Origin of the sequence: Burkholderia sp. HMSC10F09 (genome assembly GCF_001806955.1) — a bacterium.
GTDB classification, from domain to species: Bacteria; Pseudomonadota; Gammaproteobacteria; order Burkholderiales; family Burkholderiaceae; genus Burkholderia; species Burkholderia multivorans.
In genome coordinates this window covers 15,088-30,394 of sequence record NZ_KV786537.1, presented here as the reverse complement: position 1 = coordinate 30,394, position 15,307 = coordinate 15,088, and the positions used below count along the sequence as shown (strand labels likewise).

Annotated in this window: 14 protein-coding genes and 1 pseudogene; 12 read left to right on the top strand and 3 right to left on the bottom strand. The window is 67.2% G+C overall.

Annotated elements, in window-relative coordinates:
* On the top strand, nt 1-1,293 hold a 1,293-nt coding region (locus tag HMPREF3115_RS03410; protein WP_070553434.1), incomplete at its 5' end, for a c-type cytochrome.
* Between the two features lie 143 nt (nt 1,294-1,436).
* Nucleotides 1,437-3,152: a cation:proton antiporter domain-containing protein gene (locus HMPREF3115_RS03405; protein WP_070553433.1), complete on the top strand. Its 1,716-nt coding sequence runs from the start codon at nt 1,437-1,439 to the stop codon at nt 3,150-3,152.
* Between the two features lie 35 nt (nt 3,153-3,187).
* On the opposite strand, the gene HMPREF3115_RS03400 is transcribed toward HMPREF3115_RS03405, so the two are convergent.
* The gene (locus tag HMPREF3115_RS03400; RefSeq protein ID WP_070553432.1) at nt 3,188-5,044 is read right to left on the bottom strand and encodes a peptidoglycan D,D-transpeptidase FtsI family protein; all 1,857 of its coding nucleotides are present in this window, start codon (nt 5,042-5,044) and stop codon (nt 3,188-3,190) included.
* Between the two features lie 393 nt (nt 5,045-5,437).
* The gene (locus tag HMPREF3115_RS03395; protein ID WP_070553431.1) at nt 5,438-5,785 is read right to left on the bottom strand and encodes a DUF3564 family protein; all 348 of its coding nucleotides are present in this window, start codon (nt 5,783-5,785) and stop codon (nt 5,438-5,440) included.
* A gap of 586 nt (nt 5,786-6,371) precedes the next feature.
* Between HMPREF3115_RS03395 and HMPREF3115_RS03390 the strand changes: the two genes are divergently transcribed.
* A complete protein-coding gene (locus HMPREF3115_RS03390) occupies nt 6,372-7,568 on the top strand; it encodes an SDR family oxidoreductase (RefSeq protein WP_070553430.1) in 1,197 nt (398 codons plus the stop codon).
* A 55-nt stretch (nt 7,569-7,623) separates the two neighbouring features.
* Here the strand turns inward: HMPREF3115_RS03390 and hpaR are convergent, their stop codons facing one another.
* Nucleotides 7,624-8,070, bottom strand: a complete 447-nt coding sequence (gene hpaR, locus HMPREF3115_RS03385; protein ID WP_006402383.1) for a homoprotocatechuate degradation operon regulator HpaR — start codon at nt 8,068-8,070, stop codon at nt 7,624-7,626.
* Between the two features lie 150 nt (nt 8,071-8,220).
* On the opposite strand from hpaR, the gene HMPREF3115_RS03380 reads away from it, so the two are divergent.
* The 9 genes and pseudogenes from HMPREF3115_RS03380 (at nt 8,221) to HMPREF3115_RS28540 (ending at nt 15,262) form a co-directional block, all read left to right on the top strand.
* Nucleotides 8,221-8,910: a fumarylacetoacetate hydrolase family protein gene (locus tag HMPREF3115_RS03380; protein WP_059940843.1), complete on the top strand. Its 690-nt coding sequence runs from the start codon at nt 8,221-8,223 to the stop codon at nt 8,908-8,910.
* The gene (locus HMPREF3115_RS03375; protein WP_070553429.1) at nt 8,907-9,671 is read left to right on the top strand and encodes a fumarylacetoacetate hydrolase family protein; all 765 of its coding nucleotides are present in this window, start codon (nt 8,907-8,909) and stop codon (nt 9,669-9,671) included. Before HMPREF3115_RS03380 ends, HMPREF3115_RS03375 begins: the two co-directional genes overlap by 4 nt.
* A 22-nt stretch (nt 9,672-9,693) precedes the next feature.
* Nucleotides 9,694-11,157, top strand: a complete 1,464-nt coding sequence (gene hpaE, locus HMPREF3115_RS03370; protein WP_065495029.1) for a 5-carboxymethyl-2-hydroxymuconate semialdehyde dehydrogenase — start codon at nt 9,694-9,696, stop codon at nt 11,155-11,157.
* 42 nt (nt 11,158-11,199) lie between these two features.
* Nucleotides 11,200-12,048: a 3,4-dihydroxyphenylacetate 2,3-dioxygenase gene (gene hpaD / locus HMPREF3115_RS03365; RefSeq protein WP_070553428.1), complete on the top strand. Its 849-nt coding sequence runs from the start codon at nt 11,200-11,202 to the stop codon at nt 12,046-12,048.
* Nucleotides 12,049-12,083: 35 nt separating this feature from the next.
* Complete coding sequence (locus HMPREF3115_RS03360; protein ID WP_070553427.1) at nt 12,084-12,476, top strand: 5-carboxymethyl-2-hydroxymuconate Delta-isomerase; 393 nt, start codon at nt 12,084-12,086, stop codon at nt 12,474-12,476.
* A 14-nt stretch (nt 12,477-12,490) separates the two neighbouring features.
* On the top strand, nt 12,491-13,294 hold the full coding sequence (hpaH, locus tag HMPREF3115_RS03355) for a 2-oxo-hept-4-ene-1,7-dioate hydratase (RefSeq protein WP_006402377.1): 804 nt from the start codon (nt 12,491-12,493) through the stop codon (nt 13,292-13,294).
* Nucleotides 13,295-13,301: 7 nt separating this feature from the next.
* Nucleotides 13,302-14,108 carry a 4-hydroxy-2-oxoheptanedioate aldolase gene (hpaI, locus tag HMPREF3115_RS03350; protein WP_070553426.1) on the top strand — a complete coding sequence of 269 codons (807 nt, stop codon included), beginning with the start codon at nt 13,302-13,304 and terminating at the stop codon, nt 14,106-14,108.
* A gap of 115 nt (nt 14,109-14,223) precedes the next feature.
* Nucleotides 14,224-14,691 carry a helix-turn-helix domain-containing protein gene (locus HMPREF3115_RS03345; protein WP_070553425.1) on the top strand — a complete coding sequence of 156 codons (468 nt, stop codon included), beginning with the start codon at nt 14,224-14,226 and terminating at the stop codon, nt 14,689-14,691.
* Nucleotides 14,688-15,262, top strand: a pseudogene (locus HMPREF3115_RS28540) (PIN domain-containing protein). The gene HMPREF3115_RS03345 and the pseudogene HMPREF3115_RS28540 overlap by 4 nt, the downstream one beginning before the upstream one ends.
* Nucleotides 15,263-15,307 lie beyond the last annotated feature (45 nt).

Sequence of the window (15,307 nt, the reverse complement as noted above, 5' to 3'; positions counted from 1 at the left end):
ACACCCGCCGCCGCATCGGCCGCGGCTGCAGCCGCGCCGCAGCCTGCCGATGCGCTGGTCGCGCGCGGCGCGTATCTTGCGCGCGCGGGCGACTGCGTCGCCTGCCACACCGCGGTCGGCGGCAAGCCGTTCGCGGGCGGGCTGAAGTTCGACACGCCGATCGGCGCGATCTATTCGACGAACATCACGCCGGCGCAGAAGACCGGCATCGGCACGTGGTCGCTCGAGGACTTCGACCGCGCGGTGCGCGCCGGCGTGCGCAAGAACGGCGACACGCTGTATCCGGCGATGCCGTTTCCGTCGTACGCGCGCTTGACCGACGACGACGTGAAGGCGCTGTACGCGTACTTCATGCACGGCGTCGCGCCGGTCGAGCACGAGAACCGCGCGGTCGACATCGTCTGGCCGCTGTCGATGCGCTGGCCGCTCGCGATCTGGCGCAAGATGTTCGCGCCGTCGCCGAAGCCGTTCGACGCGACGCCGTACGCCGATCCGGTGCTCGCACGCGGGGCCTACCTCGTGCAGGGGCTCGGCCACTGCGGCGCGTGCCATACGCCGCGTGCAGTGACGATGCAGGAGCGCGCGCTGACCGACGCGGACGGCCTCGACTTCCTCGCCGGCGGCGCGGCGATCGACGGCTGGGTGCCGACGAGCCTGCGCGGCGAACCGCGCACCGGCCTCGGCACGTGGAGCGAAGGCGAGATCGTGCAGTTCCTGAAGACCGGCCGCACGCTGCGCACGGCCGCGTTCGGCGGGATGACGGACGTGGTCGGCCACAGCATGCAGCACATGAGCGACGACGACTTGACCGCGATCGCGCGCTATCTGAAGACGCTGCCGCCGCGCGTGCAGGGCGAGCAGCCGCACGTCTACGATGCGGCCGCCGCGAAGGCGCTGCAGACCGGCGACGCGAGCAAGCCCGGCGCGGCCGTGTACCGCGACAACTGCATGGCCTGCCACCGCAGCGACGGGCACGGCTATACGCGCGTGTTCCCGGCGCTGGCCGGCAACCCGGTCGTGCAGGGCGACGATCCGACGTCGCTGATCCACGTGGTGCTCGAAGGCAGCGCGCTGGTCGGCACGCGCACCGCGCCGTCGACGTTCACGATGCCGCCGTTCGGCTGGCGCCTGTCGGATCAGGAAGTGGCCGACGTGTCGAACTTCATCCGCACGAGCTGGGGCAACACCGGCTCGCCGGTGACGGCCGCGCAGGTCGCGAAGGTGCGCAAGAGCGTGCCGTCGACGCGCCCCGAGCCGCCGCCGGGCGCGCGCTTCCCGCAAGCCGCGCGCTGAGCGGGCGCGGCGGCCTGCCGCGCTTCGCGTCCGACCCGCGCCGCCGCGTGAATTTTTCGCGGCGGCGCGCCATTTGCCCGCCTCATCCCTTATCCTTTCGTTCTTGAACCTTACTAAAGCGTTACACGAACCAGGGAGGGGGGATGCCTCATGACGTCAGCCTGATTGCGTTGCTCGCGGCCGGTTTCGGTCTCGCGATGATCTTCGGTTATCTCGCGTCGCTGCTCAAAATGCCGCCGCTCGTCGGCTATCTGCTGGCCGGGATCGTGATCGGCCCCGGCACGCCGGGCTTCGTCGGCGATCTGTCGCTCGCGCAGCAGCTGGCCGAAGTCGGCGTGATGCTGCTGATGTTCGGCGTCGGCCTGCATTTCTCGCTCGGCGATCTGCTCGCGGTGCGCAAGATCGCGCTGCCGGGCGCGATCGTGCAGATCACGGTCGCGACGCTGCTCGGCGGCGGCCTCGCGCTCGCGTGGGGCTGGAGCATCGGCGCGGCGCTCGTGTTCGGTCTCGCGCTGTCGGTCGCGAGCACGGTCGTGCTGTTGCGCGCGCTCGAAGGGCGCGGGCTCGTCGAAACGGTGAACGGACGGATCGCGGTCGGCTGGCTTGTCGTCGAGGATCTCGTCATGGTGCTCGTGCTCGTGCTGCTGCCGCCCGTCGCGGGGCTGCTCGGCGGCTCGCCGCCGGGTGGCGAGCATGCGGCCGGCGGCGGCGTGTGGAGCACGCTCGGCGTCACGATGCTGAAGGTCGCCGCGTTCATCGCGCTGATGCTGATCGTCGGCAAGCGCGTGTTTCCTCGCATTCTGTGGCTCGTCGCGCGCACCGGCTCGCGCGAACTGTTCACGCTCTGCATGATCGCGGCCGCGGTCGGCATCGCATTCGGTGCGGCGAAGCTGTTCGACGTGTCGTTCGCGCTCGGCGCGTTCTTCGCCGGGATGATGATGCGCGAATCGGAATTCAGCCGCCGCGCGGCCGACGAAACGCTGCCGTTGCGCGACGCGTTTTCGGTGCTGTTCTTCATTTCGGTCGGGATGCTGTTCGATCCGAAGGTGCTGCTCGACGAGCCGCTGCACGTCGTCGAGGTCGCGGCGATCGTGCTGATCGGCAAGACGCTGGCGGCCGTCGCGCTCGTCGTCGCATTCCGCTATCCGCTGAACACCGCGCTGATCGTCGGCGCGGGGCTCGCGCAAATCGGCGAATTCTCGTTCATCCTCGCCGGGCTCGGCCGCTCGCTGGGGCTGCTGTCGCCGGAAGGGCAGAACCTGATTCTCGCGGTCGCGCTGATCTCGATCGCGCTGAATTCGGTCGCGTTCGCGGCGATCGATCCGGCGCTCGCATGGATCCGCAAGCGCTCGGCGTTCGCGCGGCGGCTCGAGGCGCGCGACGATCCGCTCGCCGCGCTGCCGATGTCGACGCCGCAGACGCATCTGACCGGGCAGGTCGTGATCGTCGGCTACGGCAAGGTCGGCACGCGGATCGCGCGGGCGCTCGACGAGCACGGCATCGCGTACGTCGTCGTCGAGCAGAACCGCGAGATCGTCGAGAAGCTGCGCGCCGGCGGCGTCGCCGCGGTGTCGGGCGACGCGATCGAGCCGATCGTGCTCGTGCAGGCGCATATCGCGCGCGCGGGGATGCTCGTCGTCACGCTGCCGGACGTGTTCGACGTGCGGCAGATCGTCGAGATTTCGCGCACGCTGAATCCGACGCTCGAAGTCGTGCTGTGCACGAACAGCAGCGACGAAGCCGCGCTGCTGGCGAGCGAGGGCATCGGCACCGTCTTCATGGGCGAGACGGAACTTGCGCGCGGCATGACCGAGCACGTGCTCGGCAGGATGGCGAAGCCGGTCGCGGCTTCGCATTGACGGCGGGCGGGGCGGCCCGCCGTTTCTTCACGCAATCAGCCGGCTGCAGCGGGTCTCGGCGCCGCGTCGCCCGATTGCGTGGCCGTTCGTACCGGCGCCGCGGCCTTCGGCGCCGCGATCGTCTTCTGCGGCACCTTTCTCGTCGGCGTCTCCGTATCGGCTTCGACCGGTGCGTCGGGCGGCACGCCGAGCAGTTGCAGCGCGCCGCTCGTCACCGACGCGAACACCGGGCCGGCCACCGTGCCGCCGTAATAGCCCTTGCCGCGCGGCTCGTCGATCATCACCGCGACGATCAGGCGCGGATTGCTCATCGGCGCCATCCCGGCGAACAGCGCGCGATACTTGCCCTTCGCATACGACGAGCCGACCTGCTTGCGCGCCGTACCGGTCTTGCCGCCGATCCGGTAGCCGTCGACGCGCGCGCGCCGCCCGGTGCCGCCTTCGCCGACCGCCATCTCGAGCATCGAACGGATCGCGGCCGCCGTCTGCGGCGACGTCACGCGGTGGCCGCGATGCGCGTCGATCGTCTGCTGGTCGGTGCCGTTTTTCAGCAGCGACACCGGATGCAGCGTGCCGTCGCCGGCATAGGCGGTGTACATCTGCGCGATCTGCAGCAGCGACATCGACAGCCCGTAGCCGTAGGCCATCGTCGCCTGCTCGATGGGCCGCCAGCGCTGGTAGCTGCGCAGCCGCCCCGACGCGACGCCGGGGAACGTGAGCTCCGGCGCGCGGCCGATCCCGTATTCCTGATACTTGTTCCAGATCGTTTCGGCGGGCAGGTTCAGCGCCAGCTTCGCGAGCGCGATGTTGCTCGACTTCTGCAGCGCCTGCGCGACGGTGAGCGAACCGTGGTTCGACGTGTCGTGGATGACGGCCGGGCCGATCTTGTACGTGCCCGGCGACGTGTTGATGATCGTGTTCGGCGTGACCTTGCGCTGGTCGATCGACAGCGCGACGACGAGCGGCTTGATCGTCGAGCCCGGCTCGAACGTGTCGATCACCGCGCGGTTGCGCAACTGCTGGCCGGTGAGCCGCGCGCGGTCGTTCGGGTCGAACGTCGGATAGTTCGCGAGTGCGAGGATTTCGCCGTTCTGCGCATCGAGCACGACGACGCTGCCGGCCACCGCGTTGTTTTCGAGCACGGCGGCCTTCAGCTGGCTGAACGCGAGCTGCTGGATGCGCCGATCGATCGTCAGCTCGATCGTCGCGCCGTGCTGCGCGGGCACGAGCGGGCGCGTGTCCGACACGATCCGGCCGAGCCGGTCGCGAATCACCTCGCGCTGGCCCGACGTGCCGGACAGCAGCGCGTTCGCCGCGAGCTCGACGCCTTCCTGCCCCTGATCCTCGACGTTCGTGAAGCCGACCACGTGCGCGGCCGATTCGCCTTCCGGATAGAAGCGCTTCGAATCGGCGATCTGCGTGATGCCGTCGATCGCGAGCTTGTCGAGGCGGCTCGCGGTCTCGGCGTCGACCTGACGCTTGAGCAGCACGAACGTACGGTCGTTGCCGAGGCGGCGCTTCACTTCGGCGAGCGGCATGTCGAGCAGCTTCGCGATTTGCGGATAGTCGGTGTCGGATACCTGCTTCGGGTTCGCCCAGATCTCGTAGGTCGCGAGGCTGACCGCGAGCATCGCGCCGTTGCGGTCGACGATGCGCCCGCGCATCGCGTCGAGCTCGATCGTGCGCTGGTAGCGCTTCTGGCCTTGACCGACGTAGAAATCCTGATTCGCGACCTGCACCCAGAAGGCGCGCACGATCAGTGCGGCGAACGCCACGAACACGAGAATCACGACGAGCTTCGAGCGCCACATCGGCAGGCGCGACGCGAGCATCGGATTCTTGGTCGCGGACGCGTACGGGTCGACGGGGTGGGGCTTTTTCTTCGCGCTCATGCAGGGGCCAGGGTCGGTCGCCGGGAGACGGCGGGTCAGTCGGAATAATGGGATTGTAATAAATGAGTAAAGATCATGTGAGGAAACTGTGCGCGCGCGACGCGCATGGGCGTGAAGGCAAGCGGCGATCGCGGTGAAAACGGCGGGTAAACGACGACGTGGGCGCACGATTGCATCGATGCAGTCGCGAACGGCGGCCGGGCGGCGGGGCGATGGCGTGGACGGAGACGCTGGGCGGTGTCGGTGCGCTACGCCCAATTGGGCACGCATCGGAATGGTGCCGGAATAAAAAAGCGCCTCGGAAACGAGGCGCCAATTTACTGAATATCGAAATAGAAAATCGCCGGGCGGAATAAGCGATTAAATTTGAATCTGATTTTCGTCAACGAAAAACTAGCGGGCCACCGTGATGAATTCCTGATATTCCGGCGAGGTGGTGCAGCGGTCGCCCACCTGCAGGCGCCACGCGCCTTCGCGATGCTCGCCGGCGAGCACCGCCGTGCCCTGGTCGCGCTGCGTTGCGTCGAACGACAGGCCCTGCAACTCGCAAACCGCGTTCCCGCTGTCGGCCGCGCACAGTGCCATCGCGCCCTCGACGTCGCGGACCTTGCCCCAGGTCGGCAGGTCGATGCCCTGATGTGCCTCGCGTGACCACAGCCCTTCGTCGGTGTCGACCCACAGCACTGCGAACGACTGCCGGGTTGCCGCTTCGCTGCCATTAATGCGAATGGTGAGGCGCATTGGATCGTCTCCTGAGAAATGACAAATTGGACCGTTTGAACTTGAACAGTCTAGATAGACTGTGCTGAAACGCAAGTGATAACCGACAATAAATGCGCATTGCCTTTATTCGAGATTCGGATGAAACGACGTCAGACGAGCTCGTCTAATATGGAGACAGAATGCGCGCGCAGATACGACGGCGCCGACGGTGGCCGCGACCGCCGATCGTGCGCGCGAGGAGATCGGATGACCGCAAGCGCGTGCGACCGGAGCGAGTCGCCCGCCGCCCACGTGCGGCACAGCGAGCGCGCGCGTGCGACGCGTCCGAACGCCGCGCGACAGAGCCGGACAATCCCGTACAAATCCACACATTTTTACGAAACTTTCAGCACAGACTTCCGCGCGATCGCGCCCCACACTGCGCATTGCCCGACGCTGCGCGCACGGCAACGTGTCGCGACCTCCGCGCGGCGCGACGTGTTCGCAGCAGCGGCCGGTCGCGATCGCCGACGGCGTACATGCCCGTCGTGCGGCTCGCCTCCGCGCAGAGCGCGACCGCCCTGCGCGCGTCGCCGGTCGGGCCGCTTCCTCGAAGGAGACTACCGTGCTGATCTGGAAAACCGCGCTGCCGCTGAACTGGCGCACGAGCCTCGTCTCGCCCGCGAGCGCGCCGGTCGCGGCGGCGAACGTCGAGCGACTCGTGCTGACCGGTGCAACCGGTTTCCTCGGCAGTACCGTGCTGACGGCGCTCATCAATGCGGGGCTGCTCGAACGCGTCGTCTGCATCGTGCGCGCGCAGGACCGCGGACACGCCGTCGCGCGGCTGCGCGATGCGGCGCTCCGCGCGGGCCTCGCGCCGTACTGGGCGGCGCGCATCGGCGATTCGAACGTCATCGTCGGCGCGCTCGACGACGTGTGGGACCGCGCCGACGCAGCGCGCCTGGCGGCCGCGACGCACGTGATTCATTGCGCGGGGCACGCGTCGGTCGCCGACGGCGCGCATCTGCAGACCGATCTCGACAGCACGCTGCGCTTTGCCGCGCGCTGCACGCAGGCGCCGCATCTGCGGCGGTTCGTCTACGTCGGCACTGCATTCGCGGGCACGGCCGGCGCCGGCGTCGTGCAGGAAGAGCCGGAGCGTGCGCCCTGCACGGGCGAAACGCCGCGCGGCGCAGTGCTCACAGCCCGCTATCTGCACGCGAAGGCGGAAACGGAGCGGCGGCTGCGCGCGCTTGGGTTGCCGCTCGTCGTCGTGCGGCCGTCGCACGTCGTCGGTCACACGGTGCTCGGCACGCGGCCGGCGCCGAATTCGTTCTGGATGTTTCGCGTCGCGCACGCTGCGCGTCGCTTCACCGCGCGGCCGATGACGCGCATCGACATCGTGTCGGTCGACGACGTCGCGCGTGCGACGATGCTGCTGGCCGTCAAGCCGACGCTCGCGCATCGCGTCTATCACGTGTCGGCGGGCGAGGATGCACCGATGGTCGCGCAGATCGTGCGCGCGATGGACGAGGCGGTCGGCATCGCGGACGCGCCGCGCTACGCGGCGTGCGCGCCGGCCGATCTGCCGCAGGTGGTGCGCGCCGTGCTCGGCCGCGCGGACCCGGCGCGCGAGCGCGTGATCGGCGACGCGATGCGGCGTTTCGCGGAATTCGCGACGGTCGACCGCGTGTTCGACAACCGCCGCCTGCGCGACGAAATCGATTTCGAGCCGTTGCCGTTCGTCGATTATGTGGAAGCGTGCATGCGCACGTCGCGCGGGATCCCGGTGACCGACCTGATGCGCGGCGCGCGAGACTGACGGTGCCGCACGCGTACGTACCGTTCACGCACGGCCACGCCGGCACGCAAGGACGTCACGACGACATGCCGTTGCCGAGCTCGATCAAGCGGTCGAGCGCGCGATAGATGTCGTCGAGGCCGTCCTGGCCGAAGCGCGCTTCGAGCAGCCGATACTGTTCGTCGATGCGCGGGCCGATCTCCGTGACGAGCTTTCGGCTTTGCGGCGTCAGGCTGACCACGAGCCGACGCTGATCCTCCTGAGCGCGCGTGCGCGTGATCAGCCCGTCGCGCTCCATGCGCTCGAGCACGCCCGTGAGGCTCGGGCTCAGAATGCAGCAGCGCCGCGCAATCTGTCCCGCTTCGAGGGACTGCCCCGGCTCGCCGTCGAGCACGCGGATGATCCGCCATTGCTGCTCCGTCAGTGCAAATTCCTTGAGAATGGGGCGGAACAGGCCCATCAGCGTTTCGCGGGCCTCGAGCAGCAGCATGGCCAGATTGCGATGGTCGAGCGTACGGTTCATCGGGGGATGCGGTGAATGGGACGGATGAATCTTAACAGCCGACGGTGGTGAAATTCGTCTATCAGGGTAATCGAGGTTGTCAGGGCCGCTTTGTTTACTTAAGATGTTAAGTATTGACGATGCGCCGCGACGCGCGGCAGAGGAGTCCCGATGGAGCTGTGTTGCACGACCGCCGCGGCGCCGCCGCTGCCGGTCGCGATCGGTACCGTTTATGGCGCACTGCTGAACGAGCGCGCGGCGCTCGCCGCGCTCGGCGACGCGGTGCATGCGGCGCCTTACGGGCGTCCGCCGCAGGCGCCCGTGCTCTACATCAAACCGGCCAATACGCATGCGTCCGACGGCGCGGCCGTCGTCGTGCCGGCCGGCGTCGAGGCGCTGGAGATCGGCGCGTCGGTGGCTGTCGTGTTCGCGCGCCGGGCGACGCGCGTGCCGGCCGCCCGCGCGCTCGACTACGTGCATGGCTTCACGCTCGCCAGCGACGTATCCGTTCCGCATCCCGACTACTATCGGCCGGCCGTGCGCTTCAAGTGCCGCGACGGCTTTTGTCCGCTGGGCCCGGCGGTCGTGCCGGCCGCCGCGCTCGCCGACGTCGACGCGATCGCGCTGAGCGTGCGGATCGATGGCGAAGTCGTGGCGCGCACGTCCACCGCGACGCTGATTCGCCCGGTGCGCGAACTGATCGCCGACATCAGCGCGTTCATGTCGTTCGACGCCGGCGACGTGCTGTTGCTCGGCGTCGCGGGCGGCGCGCCGCAGGCACGCGCGGGCAGCACGGTCGAGATCGCCGCCGACGGCATCGGCACGTTGCGCCACACGCTCGTCGCGGAGGCGGCACGATGAAGACGGCACGCGTCATCTACAACGGCGCCCTGCATGCAGCCGAACCGGCCGGCGACGGCGCGATCCGCCTCGATACCGGGCGCGTGCTCGCCGAGGAGGCGGTCGCGTGGCTGCCGCCCGTCGCGCCGCGCACGACCTTCGCGCTCGGCCTCAACTACGCGGATCACGCGAAGGAACTCGCGTTCAACGCGCCGAGCGAGCCGCTGATCTTCCTGAAAGGACCGAACACGTTCATCGGCCACCGGTCGCAGACGGTGCGGCCCGCCGATGCGACGCACATGCACTACGAGTGCGAGCTCGCCGTCGTGATCGGCCGGCCCGCGCGCAACGTCGCGCGCGCGCAGGCGATCGACTACGTGGCCGGCTATACGGTCGCGAACGACTACGCGATCCGCGACTATCTGGAGAACTACTATCGGCCGAACCTGCGCGTGAAGAATCGCGACACGTGCACGCCGCTCGGGCCGTGGTTCGTGAGCCGCGACGAAGTCGGCGACGCCGGCGATCTCGCGCTGCGCACGACGGTCAACGGCCGCGAGACGCAGCGCGGCAGCACGCGCGACATGATCTTCGACGTGCCCGCGCTGATCGAATACATCAGCGGCTTCATGACGCTCGCGCCGGGCGACCTGATTCTGACCGGCACGCCGCAGGGGCTCGCCGACACGAAGCCCGGCGATGTGGTGGTGACGGAAATCGAACGAATCGGCCGGCTCGTGAACACGATCGTCGGCGAAGCGGACTACTATCGCGCGGGCTGAGCCCGTCGCACAAGGAGAGCAGATGACCATCAAGCACTGGATCGACGGCCGCGAGGTCGACAGCCGCGACAGGTTCGCGACGCTGAATCCGGCGACGGGCGACGTGATCGACGAAGTCGCGTCGGGCGGCGAGGCCGAAGTCGACGCGGCCGTGCGCGCGGCGAAGGAAGCGTTTCCGAAATGGGCGAACACGCCCGCGAAGGAGCGCGCGAAGCTGATGCGCAGGCTCGGCGAGCTGATCGAGAAGAACGTGCCGACGCTCGCCGCGCTGGAAACGCAGGACACGGGCCTGCCGATCGCGCAAACCGGCAAGCAGCTGATTCCGCGCGCGTCGGAGAACTTCCATTTCTTCGCGGAAGTGTGCGTGCAGATGAACGGCCGCACGTATCCCGTCGACGATCAGATGCTGAACTACACGTTGTATCAGCCGGTCGGCGTCTGCGCGCTGATCTCGCCGTGGAACGTGCCGTTCATGACCGCAACCTGGAAAACGGCGCCGTGCCTCGCGCTCGGCAATACCGCGGTGCTGAAGATGTCGGAGCTGTCGCCGCTGACGGCCGACCAGCTCGGCCGGCTCGCGCTCGAGGCCGGCATTCCGCCGGGCGTGCTCAACGTCGTGCAGGGCTACGGCGCGACGGCCGGCGATGCGCTCGTGCGTCATCCCGACGTGCGCGCGGTGTCGTTTACGGGCGGCACCGTCACGGGCAAGCGGATCATCGAACGCGCGGGGCTGAAGAAATACTCGATGGAGCTCGGCGGCAAGTCGCCGGTGCTGATTTTCGACGACGCCGATTTCGATCGCGCGCTCGACGCGTCGCTGTTCACGATTTTCTCGATCAACGGCGAACGCTGTACCGCGGGCTCGCGCATCTTCGTGCAGCGCACGATCTACGACCGCTTCGTGCAGGAATTCGCGCGGCGCGCGAACCAGCTCGTGGTCGGCGATCCGTCCGATCCGTCGACGCAGCTCGGTGCGATGATCACGCGCCAGCATTGGGAAAAGGTCACGGGCTATATCCGCCTCGGCGAACAGGAAGGCGCGCGGATCGTCGCGGGCGGGGCCGACCAGCCGGCCGGGCTGCCCGAGCGGCTGCGCAACGGCAACTTCGTGCGGCCGACCGTGTTCGCCGACGTCGACAACCGGATGCGCATCGCGCAGGAGGAAATTTTCGGGCCCGTCGCGTGCCTGATTCCGTTCGACGACGAAGCGCACGGGCTGCAGCTTGCAAACGACACGGCGTACGGGCTCGCGTCGTACGTGTGGACGCAGGACGTCGGCAAGGTGCATCGCCTCGCGCGCGGGATCGAGGCCGGCATGGTGTTCGTGAACAGCCAGAACGTGCGCGATCTGCGCCAGCCGTTCGGCGGCGTCAAAGCGTCCGGTACCGGGCGCGAAGGTGGCGAATACAGCTTCGAGGTGTTCGCGGAAGTGAAGAACGTCTGCATCTCGATGGGCTCGCATCACATTCCGCGCTGGGGCGTCTGACGCGCGCCGTTGCGCCGCGACAAGAACGATACGGAGACTACGATGGGCAAACTGTCCCTCGCCGCGAAAATCACGCATGTGCCGTCGATGTACCTGTCGGAGCTGCCCGGCAAGCATCACGGCTGCCGCGACGCGGCGATCCGCGGCCATCGGCTGATCGGCGAGCGCTGCCGTGCGCTCGGCGTCGACACGATCGTCGTGTCGGACGTGCACTGGCTCGTCAATGCCGGCTATCACGTGAACTGCAATGCGCGCTTTGCCGGCACGTACACGAGCAATGAACTGCCGCATTTCATCCGCGACATGCATTACGCGTATCCGGGCAATCCGGCGCTCGGCCGGCTGATCGCCGAGACGGCGAGCGCGCGCGGCATCGCGACGCGCGCGCACGAGATCGACAGTCTCGAGCTCGAATACGGGACGCTCGTGCCGATGCGCTATATGAACGGCGACCAGCACTTCAAGGTCGTGTCGATCGCCGGCTGGTGCATGTGGCACACGCTCGACGACAGCCGCCGCTTCGGCGAAGCGCTGCTCGAAGCGATCGAAAGGAGCGATGCGAACGTCGCGTTTCTCGCGAGCGGTTCGCTCTCGCATCGTTTCAACGACAACGGCAGCCCCGAGGAATCGATTCACGAGATCAGCCGCGAATTCTTCCGGCAGGTCGATCTGCGCGTCGTCGAACTGTGGAAGCAGGGCGACTTCAAGACGTTCTGCGCGATGCTGCCCGAGTACAACCAGCACTGCCACGGCGAAGGCGGAATGCACGACACCGCGATGCTGCTCGGCCTGCTCGGCTGGGATCGCTACGACAAGCCGGTCGAAATCGTCACCGACTACTTCGCGAGTTCGGGCACCGGCCAGATCAACGCCATTTTTCCGCTGCGCTGAACGCGCGAGCATCCGAGATCCGACCGGAGACTGCCATGCCGCACATCGTCGTCGAATATACGGCGAACATCCGCGCCGACGCCCGCATCCCCGCGCTGCTGCGCACGATCAACGCGACGTTGATCGCGCAGGGCGGCGTGTTTCCGATCGGCGGGATTCGTTCGCGCGCGATCGAACTGCACGACTACTGCGTGGCCGACGGCACCGAAGACGACGCGTTCGTGCACGTGACGCTGAAGATCGGCGCCGGGCGCAGCGAGGCGACGAAGCGCGCCGCATGCGACGCGTTGTTCGACGCGATCAAGGCGCATTTCGCCGAGCTGTATGCGAAGCGTTATCTCGCGCTGTCGATGGAGCTGACCGAGTTCAGCGAAAGCGGCTCGTACAAGCTCAACAACATCCACGCCCGCTACAAGCGGGCCGACTGAATCCGAACCCCACCATGCTCGATACCGCCACCATCGATGCGCTCGCGCAGCGTCTGCACGACGCCGAACGCGAACGCACGCAGATCCGCCAGATCTCGCTCGACCATCCGGACATCACGATCGACGACGCATATGCGATCCAGCGCGCGTGGGTCGCGCTGAAGCTCGCGGAAGGCCGCACGCTGAAGGGGCACAAGATCGGCCTCACGTCGAAGGCGATGCAGAACACGTCGCAGATCGACGAGCCCGACTACGGCGCGCTGCTCGACGACATGTTCTTCGAAGACGGCGGCACGATTCCGACCGATCGCTTCATCGTGCCGCGCGTCGAGGTCGAACTCGCGTTCGTGCTCGGCAAGCGCCTGAGCGGCCCGAACTGCACGATCTTCGACGTCTACGACGCGGTCGACTACGTGGTGCCCGCGCTCGAGATCATCGACGCGCGCAGCCAGTCGATCGATCCCGACACGCAGCGTCCGCGCAAGGTGTTCGACACGATCGCCGACAACGCGGCGAACGCGGGCGTCGTGATCGGCGGGCGGCCGGTGAAGCCGCACGACGTCGATCTGCGTTGGGTCGCGGCCATCATGTCGCGCAACGGCGTGGTCGAGGAAACGGGCGTCGCGGCGGGCGTGCTGAATCACCCGGCGAACGGCGTCGCGTGGCTCGCGAACCGGCTCGCGCGCTTCGACGTCGCGCTCGAGCGCGGCCAGATCGTGCTCGGCGGGTCGTTTACGCGGCCGTGCGCGGCGCGCCGCGGCGACACCTTCAGTGTCGACTACGGCCCGCTCGGAACGATTCAGTGCTACTTCGGGTGAACTGACGATGCAGATGCCGACGAATACGTTCAAGGCCGCGCTCGTGCGCGGCGACGCGCAGATCGGGCTGTGGCTCGGTCTGGCCAATCCGTACAGTGCCGAAATCGTCGCGGGCGCCGGTTTCGACTGGCTGCTGATCGACGGCGAGCACGCGCCGAATACCGTGCCGTCGATCGTGGCGCAGCTGCAGGCGATCGCGCCGTATCGGTCGCAGCCGGTCGTGCGTGTGCCGTGGAACGATCCGGTGATCGTCAAGCAGGTGCTCGATCTCGGTGCGCAGACGCTGCTCGTGCCGATGGTGCAAAGCGCCGACGAAGCGCGCGCGGCGGTGGCCGCCACACGCTATCCGCCGCACGGGGTGCGCGGCGTCGGCAGCGCGCTCGCGCGTGCGTCGCGGTGGAATCGCGTGGGCGACTACCTGCATCGCGCGAACGACGAGATGGCCGTGCTCGTGCAGGTCGAGACGCGCGCGGGGCTCGACGCGATCGAGGCGATTGCGCGCGTCGAAGGGGTGGACGGCGTGTTCATCGGGCCCGCGGACCTGGCCGCCGATCTCGGGCACCTCGGCAATCCCGGGCATCCGGACGTGCAGGCCGCGATCGACGGCGCGATCCGGGCGATCAAGGCGGCCGGCAAGGCGCCGGGAATTCTCAGCGCCGATGAAGCGGCCGCGCGGCGTTACCTCGAAGCGGGCGCGCTGTTCGTCGCGGTCGGCGTCGATACGACGTTGCTGGCGAGGAGTGCGGAGCGGTTGGCGGCGCAGTTCAAGGGGAAGGCGGGCGAGGTTGTGAAGCAGGGGGATGGGACGTATTGAACGATGAAGCCGGCTGCGCTCGGAGTATTTGGGGTTCGTTCAATTTTCGTTTATTGCGAATTTCGTTTATTTCGAGTAGACTGCTGAAATCCTGAAATTCCGATTGGGGAACGCAATGCATCACGCCACGACACCCGACATGATCTTGCCCGTCGAGCGCGAGATGCAGGCGGCCGTCGAGGGGCAACGCATGCTGGCGGCTTATCTCGCAACACGGACCGATACGCAGCGCATTCAGATTTTTGATGACGAGAACCGACCCCATCAGGTCGAGCTGCCGACGTCCGCACTTCGTCTGCTGGTGGATATTCTCGCGGAATTGGCGGATGGCAACGCTGTCAAGGTTGTGCCGGTTCATGCGGAATTGACGACGCAGGAAGCGGCAGATCTGCTCAATGTCTCCCGCCCGCATCTGATCAAGCTGCTTGAGTCGCATGCATTGCCCTATCACCGGACGGGCAAGCATCGGCGCGTGCGGTTTTCGGATCTGATGCGCTACAAGGCTGAGCGCGACCAAGAGAGTGCTGACGCAATGGAAGAACTGAGCAAGCAGGCACAGGATCTGCGGATGGACTACGAATGACGCATTCGCCATTTACGGCGATCTACGATGCCTGTGTGCTTTATCCCGCGCCGCTTCGCGATTTCCTGATGCGGCTGGCGTTGAGTGGATGTTTCGGGCGCGGTGGAGCGCACATATTACCGACGAGTGGAAGCGCAATCTGTTGGACAACCGTCCGGATTTAACAGCGGAACAGCTTGATCGAACCTCAAGTTTGATGGATCGAGCGATACCGGATGCCGTCGTGACCGGTTATGAATCGTTGATTGCCGGGCTTGTTCTCCCGGATGCCGACGATCGTCACGTGCTTGCCGCTGCAATCCGTTGCAACGCCAGCGTGATCGTGACGTTCAATCGAAAGGACTTTCCGGAAGAGGCGTTGTTGCCGTACGGCATCGAGGCCCAGCATCCAGACGAGTTCGTCGATGATCTTTTCGACCTCGAACCCGCGGTGGTCGTTGCGGCCGCGCGACGACAGCGAGAGGCGCTTAAACAACCACCGTTGACTGCAGACCGGTACCTCGAGATATTGCGACGACAAGGCATGGTGCAGACGTGTCAGTCGCTCGACGCCTATCGAGCACTTCTTTGAACGGGTGTTGTGCGGTGCGCGGATTCAGTAATGTCATGTGACCGC